Below are 26287 nucleotides of genomic sequence, written 5' to 3'. Positions count from 1 at the left end.
AAGTGTCTCCGAAAGTATCGGAATTGAATTTGCTGCGCATCGGCGCAGACGGCTGCCGGACCGCGCCTTTGGCGAATTGGTTGGACACACGAACGGTTTGACACGCATCAAGGATCCCCCTGCCGGAATTGCGAGAATTCATCCACCCACACAGGAGACCCGCAACCATGAGCCAGATCACTTCCCTGATGACCGACGACCATCGCCACTGCGACGAGACCTTTGCCCGAGCCGAAACTGCGGTGGCCAAGGGCAAGTGGGACGAGGCGAGCGCCGCCCTGGAGCAGTTCGCCAACGAACTGGAGGGGCACTTCGATGCCGAGGAATCCCTGCTCTTCCCGAAGTTCGAGGCCGCCACGGGGATGACCGAAGGCCCGACCAAGGTGATGCGCGGCGAGCATGCCGAAATGCGTAGCGCCCTCGCCCGCATGCGCGAGGCGCTGGCCAACAAGGACAAGGACGATTACGCCGGCGAGTCCGAAACCCTGCTGATCCTGATGCAGCAGCACAATATGAAGGAAGAGAATATCCTTTATCCCATGTGCGACTCGCAGCTGGCAGGCTCCGATGTGGCAGCCGGGTTGAGCGAGCGCCTTCACGCGAGGGCCTGATGAAGAAAACCGTAGACGCGCGCGGCCTTGAACCACCGCAGCCTTTCGAACTGGTGATGGATGCACTGGCGGACCTGCCGAAGGGCGAGAGCCTCCTGCTCCTGCTCGACCGCATGCCCTACCCGCTATTCCGCATCCTGGACCGCGACGGCTACAAGCACGAGAGCCGCATCCGCGACGACGGCGTCGTCGAGATCGACATCCTGAATCCATGATTCCAGACGGACAGACCCTCAGCTACGAAGCGGCGCCCGCCTTCTCGACGCCGCTGCGTTTCTTTCTCACTGCACCGCTGTTCGGCGCAGCAGCGGGCGCGGCCCTGCTCGCCGCGCCGGAGCTGCTCGACTCGCGCTGGACGCCCGGCGCGCTGGCGGTGACGCATCTGGTGGCCGTCGGTTTCATGCTGACGGTAATGCTGGGGGCGCTGTTCCAGATTCTGCCTGTTGTCGCGGGAGCGGTGATTCCGCGCTCGGGAACGGTATCGACCGTCGTGCATCTGGCGATGACGATCGGTGCGCTTTGTCTCGCATGGGGGCTGGGCAACAGCTCACACGCATTTCTGTTGCCGGCGACGGTATTGCTCGGCGGAGGACTCGCGCTCTTCGTGGTAGCCGCCTTCCTCGGGCTGCGGCGAATCCCGGTCGCCCAGGCGACTCCCCGCGACCTGCGCATCGCCCTGCTCGGCTTCGTGGTTGCCGTCGCGCTCGGAATCACCCTGGCGCTGGCATTGGGCGGCCAACTCGATCTGCGGCTGCTGACCGTGCTGAAGCTGCACATCGGCTGGGCCCTGCTAGGCGGTGCGGGCGTGCTGCTGGCGGCGGCGAGCTGGGTGGTGGTGCCGATGTTCCAGATCACGCCGAACTACCCGGTACCCCTCACGCGCTTCTGGGCGATGGGGACGGGGGCGGTGCTGCTCATGTGGAGTGCGACGGTGTATGGCGAACTGGGTTCGGCCGAGTTCGCGCTGTCGGCCGTCCTCGCGGTGCTGTGCGCGACGTTCGCAGTCAGCACGCTGAACTTGCAGCGGCAATCGCGGCGCACGGTGCCGGACATGACCACGCGGGCTTTCCAGATGGGAATGGGGAGTTTCATCGCCGGGCTCACCTGCGTGCTCGCCGCGCATCAGTCGGAGCATCAGGTGTGGCCCCTCCTCGCAGGGATATTGATCCTCCACGGCGGCTTCGTCAGCGTGATCGTCGGCATGCTGTACAAGATCATCCCCTTCCTGGCATGGCTGCACCTGACGCAGGACGTGGGCAAGGCGCCGAACATGAAGAAGCTGCAGCCCGATACGCCCATACGGCGACACCTGGCGCTGCATGCCGCTGCGCTTGCAGCGCTGGTTGTGGCCGCGCTGGTCGGCAACGAGTGGCTGATTCGCCTCGCGGGTCTGCTCATCGTCGGCGAGTTCGTCTTCCTCTTCGCCAACATCCTCAAGGTGCTCGGCAACTATCGCCGGGCGCACGCCGCCTGAGCGTCGACAGACCGGAGCCCTTTGCCCGGCTCGTCGGCGGTGTGGCGGAATACGCTGCGCTGCTCCCGCCCTACGCGGCCCGATGTTGCTCCATCAGGCGTATCGTAGGCACGAAGTAGGGCGGGAAGCGCAGCGCATCCCGCCGAGCGGCGCTCGGGTGGCCTCCTGTACCCCTCTCCCAACGGGATTCCCTTCTCCCTCGCGCAGCGGGACTAGTACCGAAGAACTAGTCCCGCCCCCACGCGACTAGTACTTCACCCCCTGCTTTCGGCGAATGTTCGCCAGCAGTTCCGGGGCATAACCTTGCTTCCAGCATGGAGCGCAGTGCGCTCCGCCCTGGAGGATGAGGAAGATGGCCTCGCAACGCCGCAAGCAGCTCTCCGTTCTTGTGATGAGCACGACCGCATTCACGATGTGTTTCGCGGCGTGGATGCTTTTCGCGGTGATCGGCATCCCGATCAAGGCCCAGTTGGGCCTCAACGAAACCCAGTTCGGTCTGCTGGCGGCGACCCCGGTGCTGACCGGCGCGCTGGTGCGCCTGCCGCTGGGCATGCTGACCGACAAACTCGGCGGCCGTCTGGTGTTCTTCGCGCTGATGGTGGCGACGGTCGTGCCAATCTGGCTCATCAGCCAAGCGACGGCGTACTGGCAGTTCCTCCTCGCGGGCCTTTTCGTCGGCCTCGCCGGTGGTTCCTTCTCGGTCGGCATCGCCTACTGTGCGCGCTGGTTCGAGCGCAAGAACCAGGGCTTCGCGATGGGCGTGTTCGGCGCCGGCAACTCCGGTGCGGCGGTGACCAAGCTGGTCGCGCCGGTGCTGGTCGTGGCCTTCGGCTGGGAGTTCGTGCCCAAGGCGTTCGCACTGGCAATGCTCGCGATCGCGATCGCGTTCTGGCTGTTCACCTACGAAGACCCCGAGCACCGCGTGTCGTCGAGCGTGAAGTTCGCCGACCAGTTGCGCGTGCTGAAGAATCCGCGCGTGTGGAAGTACTGCCAGTACTACTCGATCGTGTTCGGCGGTTATGTGGCGCTCGCGCTGTGGATGACCAAGTACTACGTCACCGAGTTCGGCCTCGGCCTCGAGACCGCGGCCCTGCTCGCGGCCTGTTTCTCGCTGCCCGGTGGCGTGCTGCGCGCGGTGGGCGGCTGGTTCTCGGACCGTTTCGGCGCGCACAAGGTGACCTGGTGGGTGATGTGGGTGTCGTGGGTGTGCCTGTTCCTGCTCTCGTACCCGCACACGGAATTCACGGTAATGACCGTGTCCGGCCCGAAGACCTTCGCGATCCACCACAACGTCTGGTTCTTCACGGTGCTGATGTTCACCGTCGGCGTCGCCTGGGCGTTCGGCAAGGCGTCCGTCTTCAAGTACATCTCGGATGAATTCCCGCACGAGATCGGCGCGGTGTCGGGGATCGTCGGCCTCGTCGGCGGCCTGGGCGGCTTCCTGCTGCCGATCATGTTCGGCGCCCTGCTCGACCTGACGGGCGTGCGCTCCAGCGCCTTCATGCTGCTCTACGGCGTGACCTGGGTGTCGCTGATCTGGATGTACTGGACCGAGGTGCGCCGCACCGACGTGATGCACGGCGGCGCCGCGGCGACGAAGTGATCCCGAAAACAACACGAAATCCTGAGTGAGGAGGAAGCATGGCACCTGAAAAGCTCCGCCCGATCCCGCCGGTTCCGGGCCCCGTCCCCGCCGGCGTCGGTGCAGGCGACCGCGGGCGCGGCGCGGACATCGCCGACTGGCGCCCCGAGGACGAGACCTTCTGGGCGCGCGAGGGCAAGCGCGTCGCCAACCGCAACTTGTGGATCTCCATCCCCAGCCTGCTGTGCGGCTTTGCCGTGTGGCTGATGTGGGGAATCATCACGGTGCAGATGGCCAACGCGGGCTTCCCCTTCACGCCCGACCAGCTGTTCTCGATCGCGGCGATCTCGGGCCTCTCCGGCGCGACGCTGCGCATCCCGGCGTCCTTCTTCATCCGCATCTGCGGCGGTCGCAACACGGTGTGGCTGACGACCGCCCTGCTGATGATCCCGGCGCTGGGCACCGGCATCGCGCTGCAGGACAAGGCGACGCCGCTGTGGGTGTTCCAGCTGATGGCCCTGCTGTCAGGCATCGGCGGCGGCAACTTCGCCTGTTCGATGGCGAACATCAGCACCTTCTTCCCGAAGCGCCTGCAGGGCACGGCGCTGGGACTGAACGCCGGCCTCGGCAACTTCGGCGTGACGACCTCGCAGATCCTGATCCCGGCCGTGATGACGATCGGCGTGTTCGGCGCGCTCGGTGGCGATGCGCTGCCGCTGGCAAAGGATTCGGCGACGCTGATCGGAAAGATCTCCGCCGGCACGCCGACTTGGGTGCAGAACGCGGGCTTCGTATGGCTGGTGCTGCTCGTGCCGCTCGCGGTGGTGGGCTGGTTCGGGCTGAACAACCTCCGCACCGTCTCGCCCAACATCGGCTCGACCGGCGCGGCGATGGGCAAGATCCTGACGCTGTACGCGGTTGCGCTGGTGGTGTCGGGGATCGGCCTGTACCTCTACCTGCCGGCCCCCAGCGGCCTCGGCCTGCTGTCCGGCAACGGCATGTGGGCGGTGCCGCCGCTGGTGACGATCGGCACGCTGTTCGGCATGAAGGCCGTCGCGACGAGCGATGTGAAGGCGAACCTCGACAAGCAGTTCGCGATCTTCCGCAACAAGCACACGTGGTCGATGACGGCGCTGTACCTCGTGACCTTCGGCTCCTTCATCGGCTTCTCGATGGCGGTGCCGCTGTCGATCACGGTGATCTTCGGCAACACGCACGTGTTCGATCCGGCGACCAGCGCCTGGGTGCATGCGAAGAACCCGAACGCACCCTCCGCGCTGATGTACGCGTGGATCGGCCCCTTCGTCGGCGCGCTGATCCGCCCCGTCGGCGGCTGGATCTCGGACAAGCTGGGCGGCTCCATCGTCACGCAGTGGATTTCCTTCGTGCTCGTCGTCGCCTCCGCGGTGACCGGCTACGTGATGCATCTCGCCTACCAGTCGGCGACGCCGGAAGAGTACTTCCTGGTGTTCATGCTGCTCTTCATCGTGCTGTTCGCCGCCTCCGGCATCGGCAACGGCTCGACCTTCCGCACGGTGGGCTTCGTCTTCGACCAGGACCAGCGCGGCCCCGTGCTGGGCTGGACCTCCGCGATCGGCGGCTACGGCTCCTTCATCGCGCCGGTGGTGATCGGACAGCAGATCAAGGCCGGGACGCCGGAAAACGCGATGTACGGCTTCGCGGTGTTCTACGCGCTGTGCCTCGCGATCAACTGGTGGTTCTACCTCCGCAAGGATGCCTACATCCGCAACCCCTGACCCCGAACAGACAGAACAAGAATCGACTTCGAAACGCAGGATTCACAGGAGCAAGCAATGAGTCATTTTCTAGACCGCCTGAAATTCTTCGACAAGGTGAAGGACACCTTCGCCGGCGGCCACGGCATCGTCACCAACGAGGACCGGGGCTGGGAAGACGCGTACCGCAACCGCTGGCGCCACGACAAGGTCGTGCGCTCGACGCACGGCGTGAACTGCACGGGCGGCTGTTCGTGGAAGATTTTCGTGAAGAACGGCCTGGTGTCGTTCGAGATGCAGCAGACGGACTACCCGCGCACCCGCGAGGATCTGCCGAACCATGAGCCGCGCGGCTGCCAGCGTGGCGCGTCGTTCTCGTGGTACCTGTACTCGCCGCACCGCATCAAGCACCCGATGATCCGCGGCCGCCTGCTCGAGGTGTATCGCGCCGAGCGCAAGTCGGGCAAGGATCCGGTCGAAGCCTGGGCCGCGATCCAGGCCGACAGCAAGAAGCGCGACCGGTACGTGAAAGTGCGCGGCCTGGGCGGATTCGTGCGCACGAACTGGGACGAGGTCAACGAGATCATCGCCGCGGCGAACATCTACACGATCAAGAAGTGGGGCCCGGACCGCATCTACGGCTTCTCGCCGATCCCGGCGATGTCGATGATCTCCTATGCAGCCGGCGCGCGTTACCTGTCGCTGATCGGCGCGGCCTGCGGCTCGTTCTACGACTGGTACTGCGACCTGCCCGCGGCGAGCCCGCAGACCTGGGGCGAGCAGACGGACGTGCCGGAAGCGGCCGACTGGTACAACTCGACCTACCTCATCATCACCGGCGCCAACCTGCCGATGACCCGCACCCCCGACGCGCACTTCGCGACCGAGGTCCGCTACAAGGGCGCGAAGATCGTGTCGATGGCGCCGGACTACGCCGAATACGTGAAGTTCGCCGACCTGTGGATGCCGGTCAAGCAAGGCACCGACGCCGCGGCCTTCCTCGCGATGGGTCACGTGGCGCTGAAGGAATACTTCATCGAGCGCCAGGAACCCTACTTCATCGAGTACGCGCAGAAGTACACCGACCTGCCGATGCAGGTGATCCTGCGCTCGCACGACGGCGCCTTCGTGCCGGACCGCAACCTGCGCGCGTCGGACTTCGACGACCTGCTGGGCGAAACGAACAACCCCGACTGGAAGACCATCGTCTTCGACGCACGCACGAACTGCTACGTCGCGCCGAACGGCTCGGTGGGCTTCCGCTGGGGCGAGGAAGGCAAGTGGAACCTGCTGCCGAAGAACGCCGCAAACCAGCAGGACATCGACGCCGAGCTGTCGTGCATCGACAAGCGCGATGACGTCGCGTCGGTCGGCTTCCCGCACTTCCAGCCGGGCGAGCCGGGCCTGCTGTACCGCAACGTGCCGGTGCGCAAACTGACGCTCGCGTCGGGCGAAACCGTGTATGTGACGTCCGTGTTCGACCTGCAGGTCGCGCAGTACGGCATCGACCGCGGCCTGGGCGGCAAGAACGTCGCCACGTCCTACGACGACGCGAAGGTCGCCTACACCCCGGCCTGGGCCTCCAAGGTCACCGGCGTGAAGGCCGCCGACATCGAGCGCACCGGTCGCGAGTTCGCGCAGAACGCGGCCAAGACGCGCGGCAAGTCCATGATCATCATGGGCGCGGCGATCAACCACTGGTACCACAATGACATGCAGTACCGGTCGATCATGAACCTGCTGCACATGTGCGGCTGCGTCGGCCAGAGCGGCGGCGGCTGGGCGCACTACGTGGGTCAGGAAAAGCTGCGTCCGCAGGCGGGCTGGGCACCGATCGCGTTCGCGACCGACTGGCAGCGTCCGCCGCGCCACCAGAACTCGACCTCGTACTGGTACTTCCACACCGACCAGTGGCGCTACGAGACCATCGACGCCGACGAGCTGCTGCAGCCGGCCGCGAAGGGCAAGTACAAGGGCTACAAGCTCGCCGACTACAACGTCGCCGCGACCCGCATGGGCTGGCTGCCGTCCGCCCCGCACTTCAACCGCAACCCGCTGGAGCTCGTCGCGGAAGCCGAGAAGGCCGGCGCGACCGACGAAGCCGGCATCGCCAGGCACATCGTCGAGCAGCTGAAGTCGGGCAAGCTCGACGTCGCCTTCGCCGACCCTGATGCGGAAGAAAACTGGCCGCGTAACCTCTTCGTGTGGCGCGCCAACCTGATCGGCACGTCCGCGAAGGGCCATGAGTATTTCCTCAAGCACCTCCTCGGCGCCCAGAACGGCGTGCTGCAGGAAGGCGGCGACGGCAAGGGCACGAAGGAAGTGAAGTGGCGCGAAGAAGCGCCCGTCGGCAAGCTCGACCTGATGGTGGACATCAACTTCCGCCTCAACTCGACCGGCGCCTACTCCGACATCATCCTGCCGACGGCAACCTGGTACGAGAAGAACGACCTCAACACCACGGACATGCACCCCTTCATCCACCCGCTGTCCGAAGCCGTGACGCCGGGCTGGGAGTCGAAGTCGGACTGGCAGATCTTCCGCACGATCGCGAAGACGTTCTCCGATCTCGCCGAGAAGCACCTGGGCGTAGCCAAGGACGTCGTCGCGCTGCCGATGCAGCACGATTCGCCGTTCGAGCTCGCACAACCGCTCGGCCAGGTGCGCGACTGGAAGAAGGGCGAATGCGAGCCCGTGCCGGGCAAAACCATGCCGCTGCTGAAGGTCGTCGAGCGCAACTTCGCCGACACCTACAAAAAGTACATCGCGCTCGGCCCGCTGATGACCAAGCTCGGCAACAACGTGAAGGGCCTGGACTGGAACACCGACCAGGAGTACGAAGAGCTCAAGAAGTGCAACTACACGGTGAAGATCCCCGGCATCTCCTTCGGCATGCCGTCGCTGGAAGAGGACATCTCGGTGTGCGACGCGGTCATGCGCATGGCGCCCGAGACGAACGGTGAAGTTGCGCACAAGTCGTGGTCGGCCCTGTCGAAGAAGACCGGCATCGACCATCACCACCTGTACGCCGGACGCCACGAGGACAAGATCACCTTCCGCGACATCCAGGCCCAGCCGCGCAAGATCATCACCGCGCCGACCTGGTCCGGGATCGAGTCGGAGACCGTGAGCTACACCGCGGGCTACACCAACATCCACGAGCACATCCCGTTCCGCACGCTCACCGGCCGCGCGCACTTCTACCAGGATCACGAGTGGTTCCTCGACTTCGGCGAAGGCTTCTGCGCCTACCGTCCGCCGATCGACATGAAGGCCCAGAACGTGATCCCCGACTCGGTCCGCAAAAAGCCGCACCTGACGCTGTCGTGGATCACGCCGCACTCGAAGTGGGGCATCCACTCGTCCTACCAGGACAACCTGCGCATGCTGTCGCTGTTCCGCGGCGGCCCCTACGTGTGGGTGTCCGAGGACGATGCGAAGGAGATCGGCCTCAAGGACAACGACTGGGTCGAGGCGATCAACGCCAACGGCGCGACGATGGCCCGCGCGGTGGTGTCGCAGCGTGTGCCGCGCGGCATGGCGCTGATGTACCACGCCCAGGAGAAGACGGTGAACGTGCCCGGCTCGCCTTCCACCGGCAAGCGCGGCGGCATCCTGAACTCCGTTACGCGCGTGATCGTGAAGCCCACCAACATGGTCGGCGGCTACGCCCAGCTCGCGTACAGCTTCAACTACTACGGCACGGTGGGCTGCCAGCGTGACGAGGTGGTGGTGCTACACAAGATCGCGGATCAGGACATCGACTGGCTGGAGCGGCCGCTGACGCCGGAGCGCGAACAGCAGCGCAATCCGGTCGGCGTCGGGCCCCGCTAACGCACACGACAGGGTACTTCCGCGCGCGGGCAGCAGCGGCAGGGCAAGGGGAAGCTAACCCCATCCCCTTCCCGGCCCGCTCCCGCGCGGCGGGGTACCGAACAGGACACAGGAGATTCAAATGAAGATTCGCGCGCAATTCGCGATGGTTTTCAACCTCGACAAGTGCATCGGTTGCCACACCTGCTCGGTGACCTGCAAGAACGTGTGGTCGAACCGCAAGGGCATCGAGTACGCCTGGTTCAACAACGTCGAATCCAAGCCCGGCGTCGGCTATCCGAAGAACTGGGAAAACCAGGAGAAGTGGAAAGGCGGCTGGGAGAAGGTCAACGGCAAGCTGGAACTCAAGGCCGGCGGCAAGTTGAAGAAGATCGTGCAGATCTTCGCCAACCCCAACATGCCCGAGATCGACGACTACTATGAACCCTTCACCTACGACTACGCGCGCCTGCACAACGCGCCGCTGTCGGAGGCCGCGCCGACCGCGCGCCCGGTGTCGCAGATCACCGGCGAGAAGATGGACAAGATCACCTGGGGCCCGAACTGGGAAGACGACCTCGCCGGTGAGTTCGCCGCGCGCGCCCAGGACCCCAACTTCGCGAACATGCAGAAGGAGATGTACAAGCAGTTCGAGAACACCTTCCACCTCTACCTGCCGCGCATCTGCAACCACTGCATCAACCCCGCCTGCGTCGCCTCCTGCCCCTCGGGCGCGATGTACAAGCGCGAGGAAGACGGCATCGTGCTCGCCGACCAGGACCGCTGCCGCGGCTGGCGCATGTGCATCTCCGGCTGCCCGTACAAGAAGGTGTTCTTCAACTGGGAATCGTCGAAGGCCGAGAAGTGCATCGGCTGCTACCCGCGCGTCGAATCCGGCCTGCCGACCGTCTGTTCCGAGTCCTGCGTCGGCCGCATCCGCTACAACGGCATCATCCTCTATGACGCCGACAAGCTGCTGGACGCCGCCTCGACCGACAACGAGCAGGACCTGTACAAGGCCCACCTCGACCTCTTCGTCGACCCGTACGACCCCGCCATCATCGCCCAGGCGCTGAAGGACGGCGTGCCGCAGAGCTGGATCGACGCGGCGCAGAAGTCGCCGATCTACAAGATGGCCGTCGAGTGGAAGATCGCCTTCCCGCTGCACCCGGAGTTCCGCACGCTGCCGATGATCTGGTACGTGCCGCCGCTCTCCCCCGTGCAGTCGCAGATCGACCAGAAGAAGCTGCCGACCGAGTCCGACGGCGTGATCCCGAAGGCCGAGGCGATGCGTCTGCCGGTGCAATATCTCGCGAACCTGCTCACGGCGGGCAAGACCGAGTACATCCAGAGCGCGCTCAACCGCCTGCTGGCGATGCGCTCCTACATGCGCTCGATCAACGTCGACGGCCAGCCCGACCTCGGCCCGCTCAACCGCGCCGGCATCACCGAGCAGAACGCGAAGGACATGTACCGCTACCTCGCGATCGCCAACTACGAGGACCGCTTCGTCGTGCCGACCGCACACGAGGAGATCCGCCTCGACGACTACCACGGCTTCCAGGGGCAGAACGGCTTCACCTTCGGCGCCGACAACTCCAAGGGCTACGGCACCTTCGCCCTCTTCCCCGAGCGCCGCACCGAGTCGGCCGAACCACGCGAACCGGCCCCGCTTGCCGGCGAGCGCGACTGAAGGAGAACGCGATGAAAATCTTCCGACTGCTGGCCGCCCTGCTCGACTACCCCAGCGAGGGCTTCCTCGAGGCCCTGCGCGAGATGGCGGGCACTGACGCCTACGCCTTCGTCGAATCGCTGGATGAAGAAAGCGCCCTCAGCGCCGAGGAATACCGCAGCGTCGCCGACTTCATCACGACGCTGCTCGCCACCGACCCGCTCGAACTGCAGGGCGCCTACGTGCAGTGCTTCGACCTCACGGCGGAGCACAGCCTGCACCTGACGCACCACCTCTTCGGCGAGGAGAAGACGCGCGGCCCCGCGCTGATCGACCTCGGCGAGTTCTACCGCAGCTACGGCCTGCAGGCCGACGAGAAGGAACTGCCGGACTACCTGCCGGTGATGCTGGAGTTCTGCTCGACGCTGAGCATCGGCGAAGCCTGGATCTTCCTCGGCGACGTCGCGAAGGTGCTCAAGGTGCTCGCCGACAACCTGGAAAAGTCCGCCAGCCCCTACGCGCCGCTGGTCCGGATCGTGGAAAAACAGGGCAGCCTGACGCGCTTGGCTGCCTGAGGAGACGACATGAACGCAATCAACTTCTTCTTCGGGGTCTATCCCTACATCGCGCTGTCGGTGTTCGTGATCGGCAGCTGGATCCGCTACGACAACGAGCAGTACACGTGGAAGACGGATTCCTCGCAGCTGCTGTCGAAGAGCAACATGTGGATCGCGAGCAACCTGTTCCACGTCGGCATCCTGTCGATCTTCGCCGGCCACTTCGCCGGCCTCGTGCTGCCGCACGCGCTGTGGATTGGCCTGGGTGTCTCCGACCTGCAGCACCAGTGGATCGCCATCGTCGCCGGCAGCGTGTTCGGCACCATGTGCCTGATCGGCGGCGCGATCCTGTGGCTGCGCCGCATGTTCAACCCGCGCGTGCGCGCCGCCGGCCGCCGCATGGATGCCTTCATCCTGGGCTGGCTTCTGCTGACGCTGGTTGCGGGCCTGTCCACGCTGCCGGTGTCGATCGGTCACGCGAACCACGGCGATCCCGGCGTGATGCTGGCGCTCTCGGGCTGGGTGCAGAGCGTGCTCACCTTCCAGCCGAAGCCCGAGCTCCTCGCCTCCGTCGAGCCGGTGTTCCGCTTCCATATGGTGCTGGGGATGACGGTGTTCCTGCTGTTTCCCTTCACTCGTCTCGTGCACATTCTCACTGCGCCGCTGACCTACGTCGGGCGCGCCTACCAGATCGTGCGTTCGAAGCGGCGCGTCAAGGCCACCGCGTCGGCCTGAGGCCATGCCGGGGGTGGAAGCCCCCGGCTTGCGGGGTGGCGGCAGGCGACGTAGTCTGCACGCCACCCTGCTTCATCGAACGTTCATGCGTCCCCTCGGCAACAGTCTCAGCACCAAGATCACCGGCATCCTGCTGGTGTTCTTCCTTGTCGCCCTGACGGCGATCGGCATCACGCTGTTCATGTCCTGGCAGCTCCAGGGCGCTGCGGCCGCGATCAACGACGCCGGCAGCCTGCGCATGCGTGCGTACCGCATCGACCAGCTGCTGTCGCGCGCGGACGGCCGTTCGCTCACGGAACCGCTGGTGTTCGCCGAGACCCTGCGGCAAGAGCTCGACGAGTTTCAGCACATTTTCGACGAACTGCGCACGGGCAATCCTGAGCGTCCGCTCTTCATCCCGCGCGACCGCGGCATCCCGGAAGACATCGAGCGCATGGCGGGCTTCTGGCTGAGCGAAATCCGCCCGGTGCTGGAAGCCCTGGTCGCCGAACCCGAACCGGGACGGCTTGCGAAGAACCTTCCGGCGTTCGACCGCACCATCAAGATCTTCGTCGCCAGCACCAACGACGTGGTGCTCAAGATGGAACAGAGCTACGCGCGCAGCACCGACATCCTGCGCGCCTCCCAGGTGTCCCTGATCGCGCTGGCGGTGATCGGCACCCTGTTCCTGATCCGCTTTTTCTTCGTGCTCGTGATCCGGCCCGTCACCGAGCTCCAGACCGGCATCAAGCGGATGGAGCAGGAAGACTTCAGCGCCCGCGTCCCGGTGCTCGCCCAAGACGAGTTCGGCGAACTATCCGACGGTTTCAACCGCATGGCGGTGCACCTGCAGGGCCTGTATGGAACGCTCGAGGAGCGCGTCGCGGTCAAGACGCGCAGCCTCGAGGAGAAGAACCGCCAGCTCGAGATCCTCTACGACATGGCGGCCTTCCTGCGCCAGCCGCAGGACGTCGACGCGCTGTGCAGCGGCTTCCTCCAACGGGTGCAAAAGATGTTCGCCGCGGCGGCAAGTTCCGCCCGGCTGCTCGACCGCGATTCGCGCGAACTCTGCATGACGGTGCATTCCGGGCTGGATGAAGCGTTCATCGATCGCGAGGCGACGCTCCAGTGCGGCGAATGCGTGTGCGGGCAGGCGGCGCGGGGTGGCAACTCGCTCGTCTGCGAACCGGATCGACCCGGCCCGGCGCTCGACCTCGGCGCATGCAAACGTGCCGGCTTCAAACTCGTGACCGCGACGCCGATCGGCGCCAACCAGCAGACCCTGGGCATCTACAACCTGTATTTCCTCGAGGCTCGCCCGCTCTGGGAATCAGACCGCCAGCTGCTTGAAACGCTGGGGCAGCAGCTCGGCATCGCGATCGAGAACCAACGCCTGCATGCACGCGAGCGCGAACTCGCGGTGTCCGAGGAACGCAACCTGCTCGCCCGCGAACTGCACGACTCGATCGCGCAGGGGCTCGCCTTCATGAACCTGCAGGTGCAGATGCTCGACGACGCCCTGCGCCACAAGGACATGAACCAGGCCCAGTCGACGCTCGCGATGCTGCGCCAAGGCGTGCAGGAGAGCTACGACGACGTGCGCGAGCTGCTCGTGCACTTCCGCACCCGCGTCGCGAAGCAGGATCTCGCCGGCGCGATAGGCGCCGCGCTGCGCCGGCTCGCCGACCAGAGCAGCATCGCGACCGAGCTGGAACTGGAAGGCGGTGGCGCGCCGCTCGACCCCGAAGTCGAGACGCAGGCGCTGTACATCCTGCAGGAGGCGCTGTCCAATGTGCGCAAGCACGCCCAGGCGAAGTCGGTGCACGTGGCCCTGCACCGCGGCGTGCATGGACTCGCCCTCGTCGTGCGCGACGACGGCGTGGGCTTCGACGAAAGCGCCCGGGACAAGGAAGGACACATCGGCCTGCAGGTCATGCGCGAGCGCGCGCTGCGCATCGGCGGAAACCTCTCGCTGAGCTCCGCGCCCGGCCGCGGCACCGAAGTGCGCCTCGAACTCCCCCGCATCAACCAGGAACCGAACTGATGTCCGCCCCGATCCGAGTGCTCCTCGTCGACGACCACGCCCTGTTCCGCAGCGGCATCAAATCCCTGCTGCAACGCCACCCCGAGTTCGAGATCGTCGGCGAGGCGGGCGACGGCATGGAAGGCGTCAAGCGCGCCGCGCAGCTCAAACCCGACGTCGTGCTCCTCGACCTGCACATGCCCGGCCTCTCGGGCCGCGACGCTGCCGCGATGCTGGTCGAGGAGGCGCCCGGGTCCCACGTACTGATGCTGACCGTGTCGGAAGACGCCGAAGACCTCATCGAGACCCTGCGCGCCGGCGCCTGCGGCTATCTGCTCAAGAACATCGAGGCCGACACCCTGACCGCCGCGATCGTCAGGGCCGCGGCAGGCGAGTCGGTGATCTCGCCGCAGATGATGGGCAAGCTCGTGCAGGGCGTGCGCGGCGCCCCGCCCAAGGCCAGCGCCGAAGCGGCGGCACCGGCGGTGGTCGCCTCCGAGCTGAACAAGCTTTCGCCACGCGAGCGGGAGATCCTCGTGCTCGTCGCGCGCGGCCAGAGCAACAAGGAAATCGCGCGCACGCTCGACCTGGCCGAGAGCACAGTCAAGATCCACGTGCAGAACGTCCTGCGCAAGCTCGGCCTCACCAGTCGCGTACAGGCCGCGGTGTTTGCTGTCGAACAGGGCATCGTGCAGGATCCCCGCACCTGAAGGCCGGCCGACGGAGGCCCGCTTGAACCCACCGACCCGCAGCGGCGTCTTCAGCCGCATGGTCCTGCCATTCGCGCTGGTGCCGCCGATCATGATCCCGCTGGCGATGCGCGATCATGCCGCAATCTATCGACTCGATCCGGCAGCCACGAACTGGGAATGGGTCGCGCTGCTTGTGTTTCTCGCCGAACTCGTCTCGGTGACGATAGTGGCCGGCATGCTGCGGCTGACTGCGCCCGCCGGCACCCTGCCCCCCACGCGTGCCCGCGCGCTGGCGATCGCCGCACGCGCGGCGGCACCGCTCTGGGCCTCTGCCGTGGTGCTCGCGGTGCCGAGCCTCGGCGCCCTGGTCACCGCTCACCTCCTCGCCCACGCCGTCGCACTGCGCACCCTCTATCGCGACATCCGACACGAATTGCGGCTGGACAACGACATCCAGGCGCTGCACATCACCTACATGGCCTACAGCGTCGCTGCCGTACTGTGGGCACCGGTCTTCGTCCTGGTCTTCGTCTCGCTGTCGCCCGCCTGAACGTGCGCCTCGGCGCATGCCCTTCCGACACGCCCGCCGCGTGTTTTTCCTTATCCGAAATCAAGGATTCCGGCATGCGCGATCCATACAGTTACGTTACCGCCCAATTCGGGCTGCGCTGCATGGACGCGCCGTCGCCACGCGCACCCCGCACCGGAAGAACACAGGCAGATCACTCGACGCTTGAACAACGGAGCCCATTACATGAGCCAGGACCAGAACAAGGATCACAAACTCGACGGCCAGCCGGACCCGAGCCGCCGCAAGTTCCTCAACACCGCTGCCTTCGCCGGTCTCGCCGGTGCGGGCCTGTCGGTCGGCCTTTCAGCCTGCAAGCAGGAACAGGCGCCGGCACCGGCCGCGCCTGCGGCCCCCGCGGCGGCACCTGTCGCCCATGGCAGCGCCAACGCCACGCACCTGAAGCCGGGCGAGCTCGACACCTACTACGGTTTCTGGAGCGGCGGCCACACCGGCGACTTCCGCGTGCTGGGCCTGCCTTCGGGACGTGAAATCACCCGCGTGCCGTGCTTCGTGCCCGACGCGCTGACCGGCTGGGGCATCACCAACGAGTCGAAGAAGATCATGGGCACCAAGCCCGACGGCAGCCTCCGCTACACGGTCGCCGACACCCACCACACCCACGCCTCGTACAAGGACGGCAACTACGACGGCCGCTATGCGTGGATCAACGACAAGATCAACAGCCGCCTCGCCCGCATCCGCCTCGACTACTTCACCTGCGACAAGATCACCGAGCTGCCCAACGTCCAGGGCTTCCACGGCATCTTCCCGGACAAGCGCGACCCGGTCGATCCCGCGATCAACTACACCACCCGCGTGTTCTGCGGCTCCGAGTTCCAGATCCCGCTGCCGAACGCCGGCAAGGACGTCAACGACCCCTCCAAGTATCGCTCGATGTTCACCTGCGTCGACGCCGAGACCATGGAAGTGCGCTGGCAGGTCCTGATCGACGGCAACTGCGACCTCGCCGCGACCTCGTACGACGGCAAGCTCGCAGCGACCAACCAGTACAACACCGAAGGCGGCGTGCTCTACCCCGACATGATGTCGGCCGAGCGCGACGCGTGCCTGTTCTTCAACGTCGCCCGCATCGAGCAGGCAGTAAAGGAGGGCAAGTTCAAGACCTACGGTGATTCCAAGGTGCCGGTGGTCGACGGAACGCGCGAATCGAACAAGGATCCTAAGACCGCCCTCACCTGCACGGTGTCGGTGCCGAAGAACCCGCACGGAGTGAACGCGAGCCCGGACGGCAAGTACTTCATCTGCGCCGGCAAGCTGTCGCCCACCGCCACGGTGATCGAACTCGCCAAGGTGCTGGACTGGTTCGAAGGCAACCTCGAAAGCGCCGACAAGGCGATCGTCGCGGAAGTCGAGATCGGCCTCGGGCCGCTGCACACCGCCTTCGACGGCCGCGGCAATGCTTACACCACGCTGTTCCTCGACAGCCAGGTCGTCAAGTGGAACGTCGATGCCGCGATCAAGTTCTCCGCCGGCGACACCGCCCAGAAGTACGTCGTCGATCGCCTGGACGTGCAATACCAGCCGGGCCACATCAACGCCTCGCAGTCGGAAACCGCTGCGGCCGACGGCAAGTACCTCTGCGTGGGTTGCAAGTTCTCCAAGGACCGCTTCCTGCCCGTCGGCCCGCTGCATCCGGAAAACGAGCAGCTCATCGACATCTCGGGCGAGAAGATGGTGCTGCTGGCCGACCACCCGGTCCGCCCCGAGCCGCACGACTTCATCATCATGAAGCGCGAGCTGATCAACCCGAAGCAGGTCTACAACATCGACGACTTCCCGCTCGCGATCAAGGATCCGAAGGATTCGGGCGTATTCCGCGAGGGCAAGAAGGTCACGGTGAAGATGTACTCCATGGCCCCGGCGTTCAGCCTCACCGAGTTCAAGCTCAAGGTCGGCGACGAGGTCACCCTCATCCTCACCAACCTGGACAAGGTCGAAGACCTGACGCACGGCTTCGCGATCCCGAAGTACAACGTCAACTTCATCGTGAATCCGCAGGAAACGGCTTCCGTGACCTTCAAGGTCGACAAGCCGGGCGTGTTCTGGTGCTACTGCACGCACTTCTGCCACGCGCTGCACCTGGAGATGCGCAGCCGCATGATCGTCGAGGCCTGATCGGCCGCCGCAAGGACTGCGCCGGAGCCTGACCCGTTCCGGCGCAGTGATCCTGCCCCTGCAGAGGGGCAACGATGGGTGATATTCGAGGGGCTGCGCGCCCCTCCTTTTTTGCCCGCAGCGTCCGCGCGAATTTTCAATTTGCCCCAATTGATCGGAAACAATTACACGCCAGGGTCCGGTTTCTAGACTATGTCCGGTCCCGCCGAACGGTAAGTGTCATGAATCTCCTGGCTGCATTGCGCAACACCCTCCTGTCCGTCCTGCTCTCCTCGGTCGCATCGCTCGCGCTCGCCGACACCTACGAGGCGAAGTTGCCCGACGAAATCAACACCGCTCCCGAGCTGTGCAAGTACGCACCTTGCACCGAGGTCCTGCCCGGCGCGACGTCCTTCTCGGAGCGCAAGGGCCAGCCCAGCTACGTCGAAGGCTATACGGATGAAGGCGGCAAGAAGAAGCTCGTCGGCTACGTGATGCTGTCGACGGACATCACCGACACGCCGGCCTATTCCGGCAAGCCCGTGATCACGCTGATCGGCATGGACACCGGGGGCCGCTTCGTCGGTGTGAAGATCCTGAAGCACTCGGAGCCCATCCTGCTGCTGGGCATCCCCGAGTCGGCGCTGATCCGCTTCAACCAGCAGTACCTCGGCCAGTTCGTCGGCAACAACATCGAGATCGGCCGCTCCCGCCCGGAGGAGGAGATCATCGGCCTCGACGCGATTTCCGGCGCGACCGTCACCGTCATCGCTCAAAATCAGGTGATGATGACCTCCGGCACGGCGGTCGCACGTCAGGTCGGCATCCTCAAGCCCACGATCCGCGAGCAGGCGAAGTTCAATGAAACCGGCGCCAAACCCGACTGGGCAGCGCTGGTCAAGGAAGGCGCCGTCAAGCGCCTCGTCGTGGCACCCGAGCAGGTCGGCCTCGAGCGCGGCGCCGAGCCCTTCATCGAGCTGTGGTTCGGCTACCTCAACCAGCCCGACGTCGGCCGCGCGATCCTCGGCGAAGGCGCGTGGCGCAACCTGATGGCACGCCTGCACGAAGGCGAGCATGCCCTTTTCGTCATCCGCAGCGGCGGCAAGGAATCCTTCAAGGGCTCGGGCTTCGTGCGCGGCGGCATCTACGACCGCGTGCAGGTGCGCCAAGGCGCGGACTCCTTCACCTTCCGCGACCTCGACGCCGTGAACCTCTACGGCATCGAGGCCGCCGGCGCGCCCGCGTACAACGAATCGTCGATCTTCATCATCCGCTCGAAGGCCTTCTCCGCCGCCTATCCGTGGAAGTTCGTGTTCCTCGGCAACCGCGTCGACCGTGCCACCGGCGCGCGCAGCTTCGCCAACTTCGACGTCGAATACTGGCTCCCCGAACAATACCTGCAAGGCGGACGCCCCGAGGTGGTGAAGCCCGACGCGCCGTGGGTGCGCGTGTGGAAGACGCGCGCCGTCGAGATCGCGCTGTTCGCCGCGCTGCTCGTTGCGGTCGCAACGGTCTACGCCTTCCGCGACAAGCTCACACGCCGCGCCACGCGCAAGAACAAGTGGCCCGTCAACGCCTTCAAGTACAGCGCCTGGGTCATCAGCATCGGCTTCGTCGGCTTCGGCATGCTCGCGCAGCCGTCGATCACGCAGGTGCTCACCTGGTTCCACGCGCTGCTGTTCCAGTGGACGTGGGAGCTGTTCCTCTCCGACCCCTTCATCTTCCTGTTCTGGATCTTCATCATCATCACGACCTTCGTCTGGGGCCGCGGGCTGTTCTGCGGCTGGCTGTGCCCCTTCGGCTCCCTGTCGGAGCTGCTGTACAAGGTCGGCGGGGCCGTGGGCCTCAAGCGCTTCCAGTTCCAGCTGCCGCGCAAATGGCACAACCGCCTGAAGTGGGTGAAGTACGGCGTGTTCTTCGGCCTGCTCGCCGTGTCGATGTTCTCGATGGGCCTGGCCGAAAAGCTCGCCGAGATCGAACCGTTCAAGACCACCTTCCTCGTCGGCCTGTTCAACCGCAGCTGGCCCTACACGCTGTTCGCCGCCGGACTGCTGGGTCTGTCGATCTTCACCGAGCGGCCGTTCTGCAAGTACCTGTGCCCGCTCGGCGCGTCGCTCGCGATGCCCTCGACCTTCCGCTGGTTCGGCCTCAAGCGCAAGCAGGAATGCGACAGCTGCAAGGCCTGCGCCGTGGGCTGCGGCTCGCAGGCGATCGACGAGAATGGCCGCATCGACCACCGCGAGTGCCTGCACTGCCTCGACTGCATGGTCCTGTATACGGATGATCATGCCTGCCCGCCACTTGCGCAGGAGAGGAAGCGCCGCACCAAGGCCGGCCTGCCGATCACGCCGATTGGCGCCGACGGCTACTACATCCCGATCAAGCCGATGCCCGTCCGCGCGGACGCCGCGGCGCAGAACTGATTCCCGGAGCAAGAAGACATGGTCAATCCGACGATGCCGACCGATCCCGCCTCCCCCCCGTACGCGGAAACGACCAGCCTCGCACGCCTCGTCGCGGCGGAAGCGTGGGATCATCTGTGGCCCTGGAGCCACCACGGTTTCCAGCGGCAGCGCGCGCTGCAGGGCGCGGGCATGGCGCTGGGCCTTGCCGCCACCGTCGTGTGGGTGCTCGCCGCGCTCGGCCACATGCAGGCCGGCGCCGTGATCGGCTGGTGGTTCGGCTGGAGCGTGTTCGAGGTCTTCGTGCGCCTCGGCTCCAAGCCCTACGTCAAGGACGGCCCGTGGTGGGGCCGCCGCTACCGCGTCGCGAACAAGATGGACATGGTGTGTTACGTCGGCTTCAAGAACCTGCTGATCGGCGCAACGCTGTTCATCGCGTTGAAATCACTGGGCTTCCTTGTCGTTCAGGGGTGAGATGCGAACCACCGGAGCAGCGCCCGCACGTCGCATCCTGCACGCCTGCCTGGCGGTGCTGGCGCTGTTCTGCGCCCTGCCGGCGCTGGCCGCGACGCTGACGATCTCTCCCGGCGAATCGATCCAGGGCGCCATCGAACGCGCCGCACCCGGCGACGTGATCGAGGTCGCGCGTGGCTACTACACCGAAAACCTTCTCATCGCGAAACCGCTCACGCTGCGCGGCCTGAACCGCCCCACGCTCAGCGGCGGCCTGAAGGACGACACGATTCGCGTCACTTCGCCCGACGTTGTCATCGAAGGCCTGATCGTGCGCGACTCCGGCGACAGTCTGCTCAGACAGAACTCAGGCATCTACCTGTGGCCGGGCGCGCACCGCGCGGTCGTGCGCAATTGCGATCTCACCTACAACCTCTTCGGCCTGTGGATCGAGAAGGCCGACGACGTCCGCATCGAGCACAACGTCATCACCGGCAAGCGCGACTACCGCTCCTCCCAGCGCGGCAACGGCATCCAGCTCTACAACACCAAGCGCGCGCAGATCATCGGCAACGAGATCAGCTTCGTGCGCGACGCCCTCTACGTCGATGTCTCTCACGACGCACTCTTTCGCGGCAACCGCCTGCACCACGCCCGCTACGGCACCCACTACATGAACTCCTACCGCAACCTGTGGGAGGACAACGACGTCTACATGAACCGCGGTGGCCTGGCGTTGATGGAAGTGCGCGACCAGAAGGTGCGCAACAACCGCGTCTGGGCCAATTCCGACCACGGCATCATGCTGCGCACGATCCAGGATTCGCTCGTCGAGAACAACGTCATCGCCGGCAACAACCGCGGCTTCTTCATCTACGACGCCGAATACAACACGCTGCTCGGCAACCTCGTCGTCGACAACGTCGTCGGCACCCACCTGTGGGCCGGCTCGAAGAACAACAAGGTCGAACGCAACGACTTCATCGCCAACCGCGAACAGGTCCGCTACGTCGGCGCCAAGGACGAATTGTGGGGCGTCAAGGACGGCAACCACTGGAGCAATTATCTTGGCTGGGACCGCAACGGTGACGCCGTGGGCGACGTTCCCTACGAGGCCAACGACCTCGTGGACCGCCTGTCCTGGCAGCACCCGATGCTGAAGCTGCTGCTCGCGAGCCCGGCCGTGCAGACGCTGCGTCTCGTCGGCCAGCAATTCCCGCTGCTGCGGGCGCCCAGCGTCGTCGATCCGAAACCGCGCATGCAGCCGACACACAACAACTGGAGAGAATGGCTTGGCAGATACTTCCCCGGCTCCCGCTGAGCGCATCGCACCAGTGATCGCGGTGCGTAGCGCGACCAGGCACTACGGCGCCGTGCGCGCCGTCGACGGTGTTGACCTGGAGGTCGCGCCCGGCGAGCTGTTCGGCCTGATCGGGCACAACGGCGCGGGCAAGAGCACGCTGTTCAAGATGATGCTGGGCCTGATCCCGGCCACCGCCGGCGACATCCGCATCGACGGCTCGCCGGTGACGGGAAGCAGCTTCCGCGCGGTGCGGCGCAAGATCGGCTACCTGCCCGAGAACGTCGTGCTCTACGACAATCTCACCGGCTTCGAGACGCTCGAATTCTTCTCCCGCCTCAAGGGCGTCGCCGCGAGTGAATGCGCCCCGGCGCTCGAGCGCGTCGGCCTCGCGCACGCCGCGCGCCGCCGCGTGCGCGAATACTCCAAGGGCATGCGCCAGCGTCTCGGCTTCGCCCAGGCCTTGCTCGGCAAACCCCGCATCCTGTTCCTCGACGAACCCACCACCGGCCTCGATCCCGAGGCGATCCGCGAGTTCTACGTCATCCTGCGCGGCCTCAGGGCAGACGGTGTGACGATGATCCTGACCTCGCACATCCTCGCCGAGATCCAGGAGCGCGTCGATCGTCTCGCCATCATGGCCGCCGGCAAGATCCAGGCCGTGGGCACCGTCCAGGGCCTGCGCGAGCAGATGGACCTGCCGCTGTGGTTCCGGGTACGCCTCGCCCCGCAGGATTTCGGCCACGTCCGCGCCGTCCTCGGCGGCCTGCCCGTGATGGCCGTGGAAGCGCGCGAGGATCACGTTGCGGTTGAATGCAGGCGCGAATCCAAGATGCTCGTGATGCAGGCCCTCGCCTCGCTCGGCGACAAGGTACTCGACCTGCACGTGCATGAACCCTCGCTCGAAGACGTGTTCTTCGGCCTCTCCGACTGAGGCGCGACCATGGAATTCAGACAGATCGCCACCCTCGCCGGCAAGGAATTCTGGGACCGCATCCGCAACCGCTGGGTGCTCGCGGTGGCCCTCGTGTTCACCGTGTTCGCGCTCGTGATCGCCTACTTCGGCGGAGCGCAGCAGGGCACGGTCGGCTTCCGCTCGATCGAGTTCACGATCGCCAGCCTCGTCTCGCTCGTGATCTACCTCGTCCCGCTGATCGCGCTGGTGCTCGGCTTCGATGCCATCGTCGGCGAGCGGGAACGCGGCTCGCTCGACCTCCTGTTGTCGATGCCGATCACGCGCTTCGAGCTGCTGCTCGGCAAGTACCTCGGCCTGGCCGCGGCGCTCGCCTTCTCGACCATCGCGGGCTTCGGCCTCGTCGCCGTGGTGCTCGCATCGCAGCTCAATCTCGCCGCGCTGTTCCACTTCTTCGGCTTCATGCTGAGTTCGGTGCTGCTCGGCCTCGCCTTCCTCAGCCTCGCCGTGATGGTGTCGACCTTCGCCGCCGACCGCACGCGTGCTTCCGGATTGGCGATCGCGCTGTGGTTCTTCTTCGTGCTGGTGTTCGACCTGCTGCTGCTCGGCGCCCTGGTCGTCAGCGGCGGCAAGTACGGCGGCGAGCTCTTCCCCTACCTGCTGCTGCTCAACCCCGCCGACGTCTTCCGCATCCTCAACATCTTTTCCCTCGACGACGTACGCACCCTGTACGGACTCGCCACCGTTTTCCCCCGCGCGCTGGCCGAACCCTGGCTGCTCGGCCTCGTGATGGCCGCATGGATCACCGCGCCGCTGGGCATTGCCGCATGGAGATTCCGCAAATGATAGCCCCCCTCCCGTCCCTCCGAATGACCCTGCTCGCCGTCCTCGCCACGGGACTCCTCGCTGCCTGCGGGTCCGGCGAGAGCGGCGGCGCCGCGAAGCTCGCCGCGGTCGAGATCGACCAGAGCACCGCCTGCTCCCTCGACGGCATGCTGCTCGCCGACTACCCCGGCCCCAAGGCGCAGATCTTCTACGCCGACCGTCCCGAGCCGGAATTCTTCTGCGACACGGTCGAGATGTTCGGCATCTACCTGAAGCCCGAGCAGGTGCGTCCGGTGAAAGCGCTTTTCGTCCAGGACATGGGCAAAGCCGACTGGGACCAGCCGCGCGGCGCGTGGATCGACGCCAAAACGGCCTGGTACGTCATCGGCAGCGCGCGCCACGGATCGATGGGACCCACGATCGGATCCTTTGCGCAGCAGGCCGACGCCCAGAAATTCGCCCAGGCACACGGCGGCAAGGTCCTCGCGTTCGACGCGATCACCCCCGACATGGCGGTGCTGGACGGCGGAGCCCTTCACGACAGCAAAATGTGAGCGACGATCATGGCGAGCTTCTACGACGACATCGAGCCCGACGATGCGCAACAGCTGGAGCAACTGGCCAGGCTGATCTTCGAACTGCGCGAGAACCGCGACGTGATCCTCAGCACGAGCGGCGCGGCAGACGAGATCGAACTGCTCGAGCGCATCTACAACGGCACGGTGCCGGAGCACCCCTCCTACGAGCAATATCTGAGTGCCCGCATTCTCGCCGACACGCGGGAAACGGTACGCGCGATGATGGCCGAGTGCCTGAGCGAGGCCAGACGGACATGAGCCTCCATATCGAACTCGCCGACCACATCGGCAGCACCTTCGACGCCCGCCTGTCGCAGCCGGTCGAGCACCGACAGGACGCCCTCGTCGTGCATCTGGACAACGGCGTGACGCTGACGGTGCGCTACGCCGCCAACGACGCCTATTCGCTGCGTTGGACCTGCGGCGACGCCGAACTGGGCATAGACACCGCGCCGCTGCACCGCGAACTGGCGACCTTTCCCAACCATCTCCACGACAGCAGCGGAAAGCCGCTTCCCGACCCCCTGACGCGAACCGAGTGCGCTCCGGCCGACAACCTCTCGCGCGTGATCGAGGCGCTGCTCGCAGATCCGACTCTCGGACTCTGCCATTAAGGCGGCACTCAGATACCGTCCTTCGCCCTGAGCGTGTCGAAGGGCGGGAACGCGGCGCAGGTTCCACAGACCTGTCCGGAGCGAAGTCGCAAGGCTTGCCGTGGACGGCAATTGGCTTGCCGGATGTATAAACAAACGTTCCAGCGCGCAAGTGCTGGGGCCGTCGGCCCCCACACCTGCGCCGCCGTCACTCCGATTTCGAAACCATGAAATCGACGGCGGCCTTAACTTCCTCGTCCTTCAGCGCCGGGTTGGCTCCGCGCGGCGGCATCATCCCCTTCTGACCCGTGAAGCCTTCCAGGGCGTGCCTGTACAGCACATCCTTGCCTTGGCCGATACGCGGCCCCCAGTCCGCCTTGTCGCCGGGTTTCGGCGCTCCTCCCACGCCGGCCGCATGGCAGAGCGCGCACACCTTGTTGTAGATGCTGCTCCCTAGCGCGTTGTCGGCCACAGCCGTGCCCGCCGCAGCGGACGGCGCTGCGGTCGTCGGCGCCTGGGTGACGGGCGCTGCCGGAGCGGGAGCCGCGGGCGCCGGCGATGGCGCGGACTGCGCAGCCTCTTCATTCTTTCCGCAGGCCGACAGCAGCAGTGCCATGGCCACCGCCCCGATTAATGACTTATTCATCATTTTCGTTCTCCTGGTCATCTACTCGAAATGCCGCGGGCCCGACATCAGAAAATGCGCCTCGCAACACGTGTAATTAATTTGACGCTGTTCCGCGCAGTTATATTTGCACAAATTCATTTTTTAACACGTGGCTGTATCTGGAAACAATTTGGAAAGGACGCACGCCCTCAAAATAGTCACCGCCTATTATTAATATCCATATGTTCAATTTTAATAATTAACTCCCCGCGGGTAGCATTCACTCAACGCAACATCAACGACGCAAGGAGAAAACGATGGCCAGCCCCTTCCACAACCCCGAGTCGCTCACGATCAAGAACCTCGAATCCGCCTTCGCCGGCGAGTCGATGGCCCACATCAAGTACCGCTACTTCGCCAAGTTGTGCCGCGAGATGGGTGACGAGGAAACCGCCAGGGCCTTCGAGGCGACCGCCGACCAGGAAGTGATGCACGCCTTCGGCCACCTCGACCTGCTCTTCCCCAAGGACAAGATGAGCCCCGCTCGCGCCCTGCAATTCGCGATCGAAGGCGAAACCTACGAATACACGGAGATGTACCCGAACTTCCGCCACGTTGCGGTTGCCGAAGGAAACGAGGCTGCGGTCCAGGAGATCGACGAACAGATCGCCGAATCGAAGGAACATGCCGAACAGTTCAAGACCGTGCTGGAAAAGGCCGCCAAGCGCTTCGCCGCGCTCGCCAAGGTGGAAGAGCGCCACGCCAACCACTACCAGCAGGTGCTCGACCGGCTTTCCGCCTGACCCTGCCGCCCCCGACAACCCCAACACAACGGAAAGAAGATCATGAAGACCTATCAGTGCATCGTTTGCGGTTTCATCTATGACGAAGCGGCCGGCCTCCCCGACGAGGGCATCCCCCCGGGTACGCGCTGGGAAGACATTCCCGCCGACTGGGCCTGCCCTGACTGCGGTGTCGCCAAGGCCGACTTCGAGATGGTCGCGATCTGACGCCGCCGGAGACTGCTACTGCGGTCGCCGCTTGCAGCCCCCTCAC

24 protein-coding genes are annotated in these 26287 nt (G+C 65.4%); 23 read left to right on the top strand and 1 reads right to left on the bottom strand.

Translation table 11 applies throughout. From position 1 onward, the window contains the following. Positions 1 to 167 precede the first annotated feature (167 nt). From U5817_RS09305 to U5817_RS09205, 21 genes are all read left to right on the top strand, one after another. Positions 168 to 611 carry a hemerythrin domain-containing protein gene (locus U5817_RS09305; protein ID WP_169131934.1) on the top strand — a complete coding sequence of 148 codons (444 nt, stop codon included), beginning with the start codon at positions 168 to 170 and terminating at the stop codon, positions 609 to 611. Next, positions 611 to 826, top strand: coding sequence for a DUF2249 domain-containing protein (locus U5817_RS09300; RefSeq protein ID WP_407280538.1), 216 nt, complete (start codon positions 611 to 613; stop codon positions 824 to 826). Before U5817_RS09305 ends, U5817_RS09300 begins: the two co-directional genes overlap by 1 nt. Then, positions 823 to 2085 (top strand): hypothetical protein, encoded by a 1263-nt coding sequence (locus tag U5817_RS09295; protein WP_407280537.1) that lies wholly within the window; start codon positions 823 to 825, stop codon positions 2083 to 2085. Before U5817_RS09300 ends, U5817_RS09295 begins: the two co-directional genes overlap by 4 nt. A gap of 352 nt (positions 2086 to 2437) precedes the next feature. After that, on the top strand, positions 2438 to 3688 hold the full coding sequence (locus U5817_RS09290; protein WP_407280536.1) for a nitrate/nitrite transporter: 1251 nt from the start codon (positions 2438 to 2440) through the stop codon (positions 3686 to 3688). 38 nt (positions 3689 to 3726) lie between these two features. Then, complete coding sequence (locus tag U5817_RS09285; protein ID WP_407280535.1) at positions 3727 to 5424, top strand: antiporter; 1698 nt, start codon at positions 3727 to 3729, stop codon at positions 5422 to 5424. A gap of 57 nt (positions 5425 to 5481) precedes the next feature. Then, positions 5482 to 9237 (top strand): nitrate reductase subunit alpha, encoded by a 3756-nt coding sequence (locus U5817_RS09280; RefSeq protein WP_407280534.1) that lies wholly within the window; start codon positions 5482 to 5484, stop codon positions 9235 to 9237. A gap of 121 nt (positions 9238 to 9358) precedes the next feature. Beyond that, entirely contained in the window at positions 9359 to 10909 is a 1551-nt protein-coding gene (gene narH, locus U5817_RS09275; RefSeq protein ID WP_407280533.1) for a nitrate reductase subunit beta, read from the top strand. Positions 10910 to 10920: 11 nt separating this feature from the next. Continuing rightward, a complete protein-coding gene (gene narJ, locus U5817_RS09270; RefSeq protein WP_407280532.1) occupies positions 10921 to 11463 on the top strand; it encodes a nitrate reductase molybdenum cofactor assembly chaperone in 543 nt (180 codons plus the stop codon). Positions 11464 to 11472: 9 nt separating this feature from the next. Further along, on the top strand, positions 11473 to 12180 hold the full coding sequence (narI, locus tag U5817_RS09265; protein ID WP_407280531.1) for a respiratory nitrate reductase subunit gamma: 708 nt from the start codon (positions 11473 to 11475) through the stop codon (positions 12178 to 12180). A gap of 85 nt (positions 12181 to 12265) precedes the next feature. After that, positions 12266 to 14203 carry a type IV pili methyl-accepting chemotaxis transducer N-terminal domain-containing protein gene (locus tag U5817_RS09260; protein WP_169131920.1) on the top strand — a complete coding sequence of 646 codons (1938 nt, stop codon included), beginning with the start codon at positions 12266 to 12268 and terminating at the stop codon, positions 14201 to 14203. Then, positions 14203 to 14892 (top strand): response regulator, encoded by a 690-nt coding sequence (locus tag U5817_RS09255; RefSeq protein ID WP_407280530.1) that lies wholly within the window; start codon positions 14203 to 14205, stop codon positions 14890 to 14892. Before U5817_RS09260 ends, U5817_RS09255 begins: the two co-directional genes overlap by 1 nt. 22 nt (positions 14893 to 14914) lie before the next feature. After that, entirely contained in the window at positions 14915 to 15424 is a 510-nt protein-coding gene (locus tag U5817_RS09250) for a hypothetical protein (RefSeq protein ID WP_407280529.1), read from the top strand. 204 nt (positions 15425 to 15628) lie between these two features. Continuing rightward, a complete protein-coding gene (nosZ, locus tag U5817_RS09245; protein ID WP_407280528.1) occupies positions 15629 to 17581 on the top strand; it encodes a TAT-dependent nitrous-oxide reductase in 1953 nt (650 codons plus the stop codon). A gap of 221 nt (positions 17582 to 17802) precedes the next feature. Then, on the top strand, positions 17803 to 19983 hold the full coding sequence (locus U5817_RS09240; protein ID WP_407280527.1) for a 4Fe-4S binding protein: 2181 nt from the start codon (positions 17803 to 17805) through the stop codon (positions 19981 to 19983). A gap of 18 nt (positions 19984 to 20001) precedes the next feature. Then, on the top strand, positions 20002 to 20436 hold the full coding sequence (locus tag U5817_RS09235; RefSeq protein WP_407280526.1) for a transcription regulator: 435 nt from the start codon (positions 20002 to 20004) through the stop codon (positions 20434 to 20436). A gap of 1 nt (position 20437) precedes the next feature. Continuing rightward, positions 20438 to 21736 (top strand): nitrous oxide reductase family maturation protein NosD, encoded by a 1299-nt coding sequence (locus tag U5817_RS09230; RefSeq protein ID WP_407280525.1) that lies wholly within the window; start codon positions 20438 to 20440, stop codon positions 21734 to 21736. After that, entirely contained in the window at positions 21708 to 22649 is a 942-nt protein-coding gene (locus U5817_RS09225) for an ABC transporter ATP-binding protein (protein ID WP_407280524.1), read from the top strand. Before U5817_RS09230 ends, U5817_RS09225 begins: the two co-directional genes overlap by 29 nt. A 9-nt stretch (positions 22650 to 22658) precedes the next feature. Next, on the top strand, positions 22659 to 23474 hold the full coding sequence (locus tag U5817_RS09220; protein ID WP_407280523.1) for an ABC transporter permease: 816 nt from the start codon (positions 22659 to 22661) through the stop codon (positions 23472 to 23474). Further along, a complete protein-coding gene (locus tag U5817_RS09215; protein ID WP_169131900.1) occupies positions 23471 to 24007 on the top strand; it encodes a nitrous oxide reductase accessory protein NosL in 537 nt (178 codons plus the stop codon). Before U5817_RS09220 ends, U5817_RS09215 begins: the two co-directional genes overlap by 4 nt. A 9-nt stretch (positions 24008 to 24016) precedes the next feature. After that, positions 24017 to 24289 carry a hypothetical protein gene (locus U5817_RS09210; RefSeq protein WP_169131898.1) on the top strand — a complete coding sequence of 91 codons (273 nt, stop codon included), beginning with the start codon at positions 24017 to 24019 and terminating at the stop codon, positions 24287 to 24289. Continuing rightward, complete coding sequence (locus U5817_RS09205) at positions 24286 to 24645, top strand: hypothetical protein (RefSeq protein WP_169131896.1); 360 nt, start codon at positions 24286 to 24288, stop codon at positions 24643 to 24645. Before U5817_RS09210 ends, U5817_RS09205 begins: the two co-directional genes overlap by 4 nt. Positions 24646 to 24832: 187 nt before the next feature. Here the strand turns inward: U5817_RS09205 and U5817_RS09200 are convergent, their stop codons facing one another. Next, positions 24833 to 25273, bottom strand: coding sequence for a c-type cytochrome (locus U5817_RS09200; RefSeq protein ID WP_407280522.1), 441 nt, complete (start codon positions 25271 to 25273; stop codon positions 24833 to 24835). A 275-nt stretch (positions 25274 to 25548) separates the two neighbouring features. On the opposite strand from U5817_RS09200, the gene U5817_RS09195 reads away from it, so the two are divergent. Together U5817_RS09195 and U5817_RS09190 are read left to right on the top strand one after the other, a co-directional pair. Beyond that, positions 25549 to 26034, top strand: coding sequence for a rubrerythrin family protein (locus U5817_RS09195; RefSeq protein WP_169131892.1), 486 nt, complete (start codon positions 25549 to 25551; stop codon positions 26032 to 26034). Positions 26035 to 26076: 42 nt separating this feature from the next. Further along, complete coding sequence (locus U5817_RS09190; RefSeq protein WP_169208849.1) at positions 26077 to 26241, top strand: rubredoxin; 165 nt, start codon at positions 26077 to 26079, stop codon at positions 26239 to 26241. The last annotated feature ends 46 nt before the right edge of the window (positions 26242 to 26287 follow it).

This window comes from Aromatoleum evansii (genome assembly GCF_045689615.1).
Classification (GTDB): Bacteria; Pseudomonadota; Gammaproteobacteria; order Burkholderiales; family Rhodocyclaceae; genus Aromatoleum; species Aromatoleum evansii.
The sequence above is the reverse complement of the archived record's forward strand: the minus strand, read 5'-3'. Positions and strand labels throughout refer to the sequence as shown.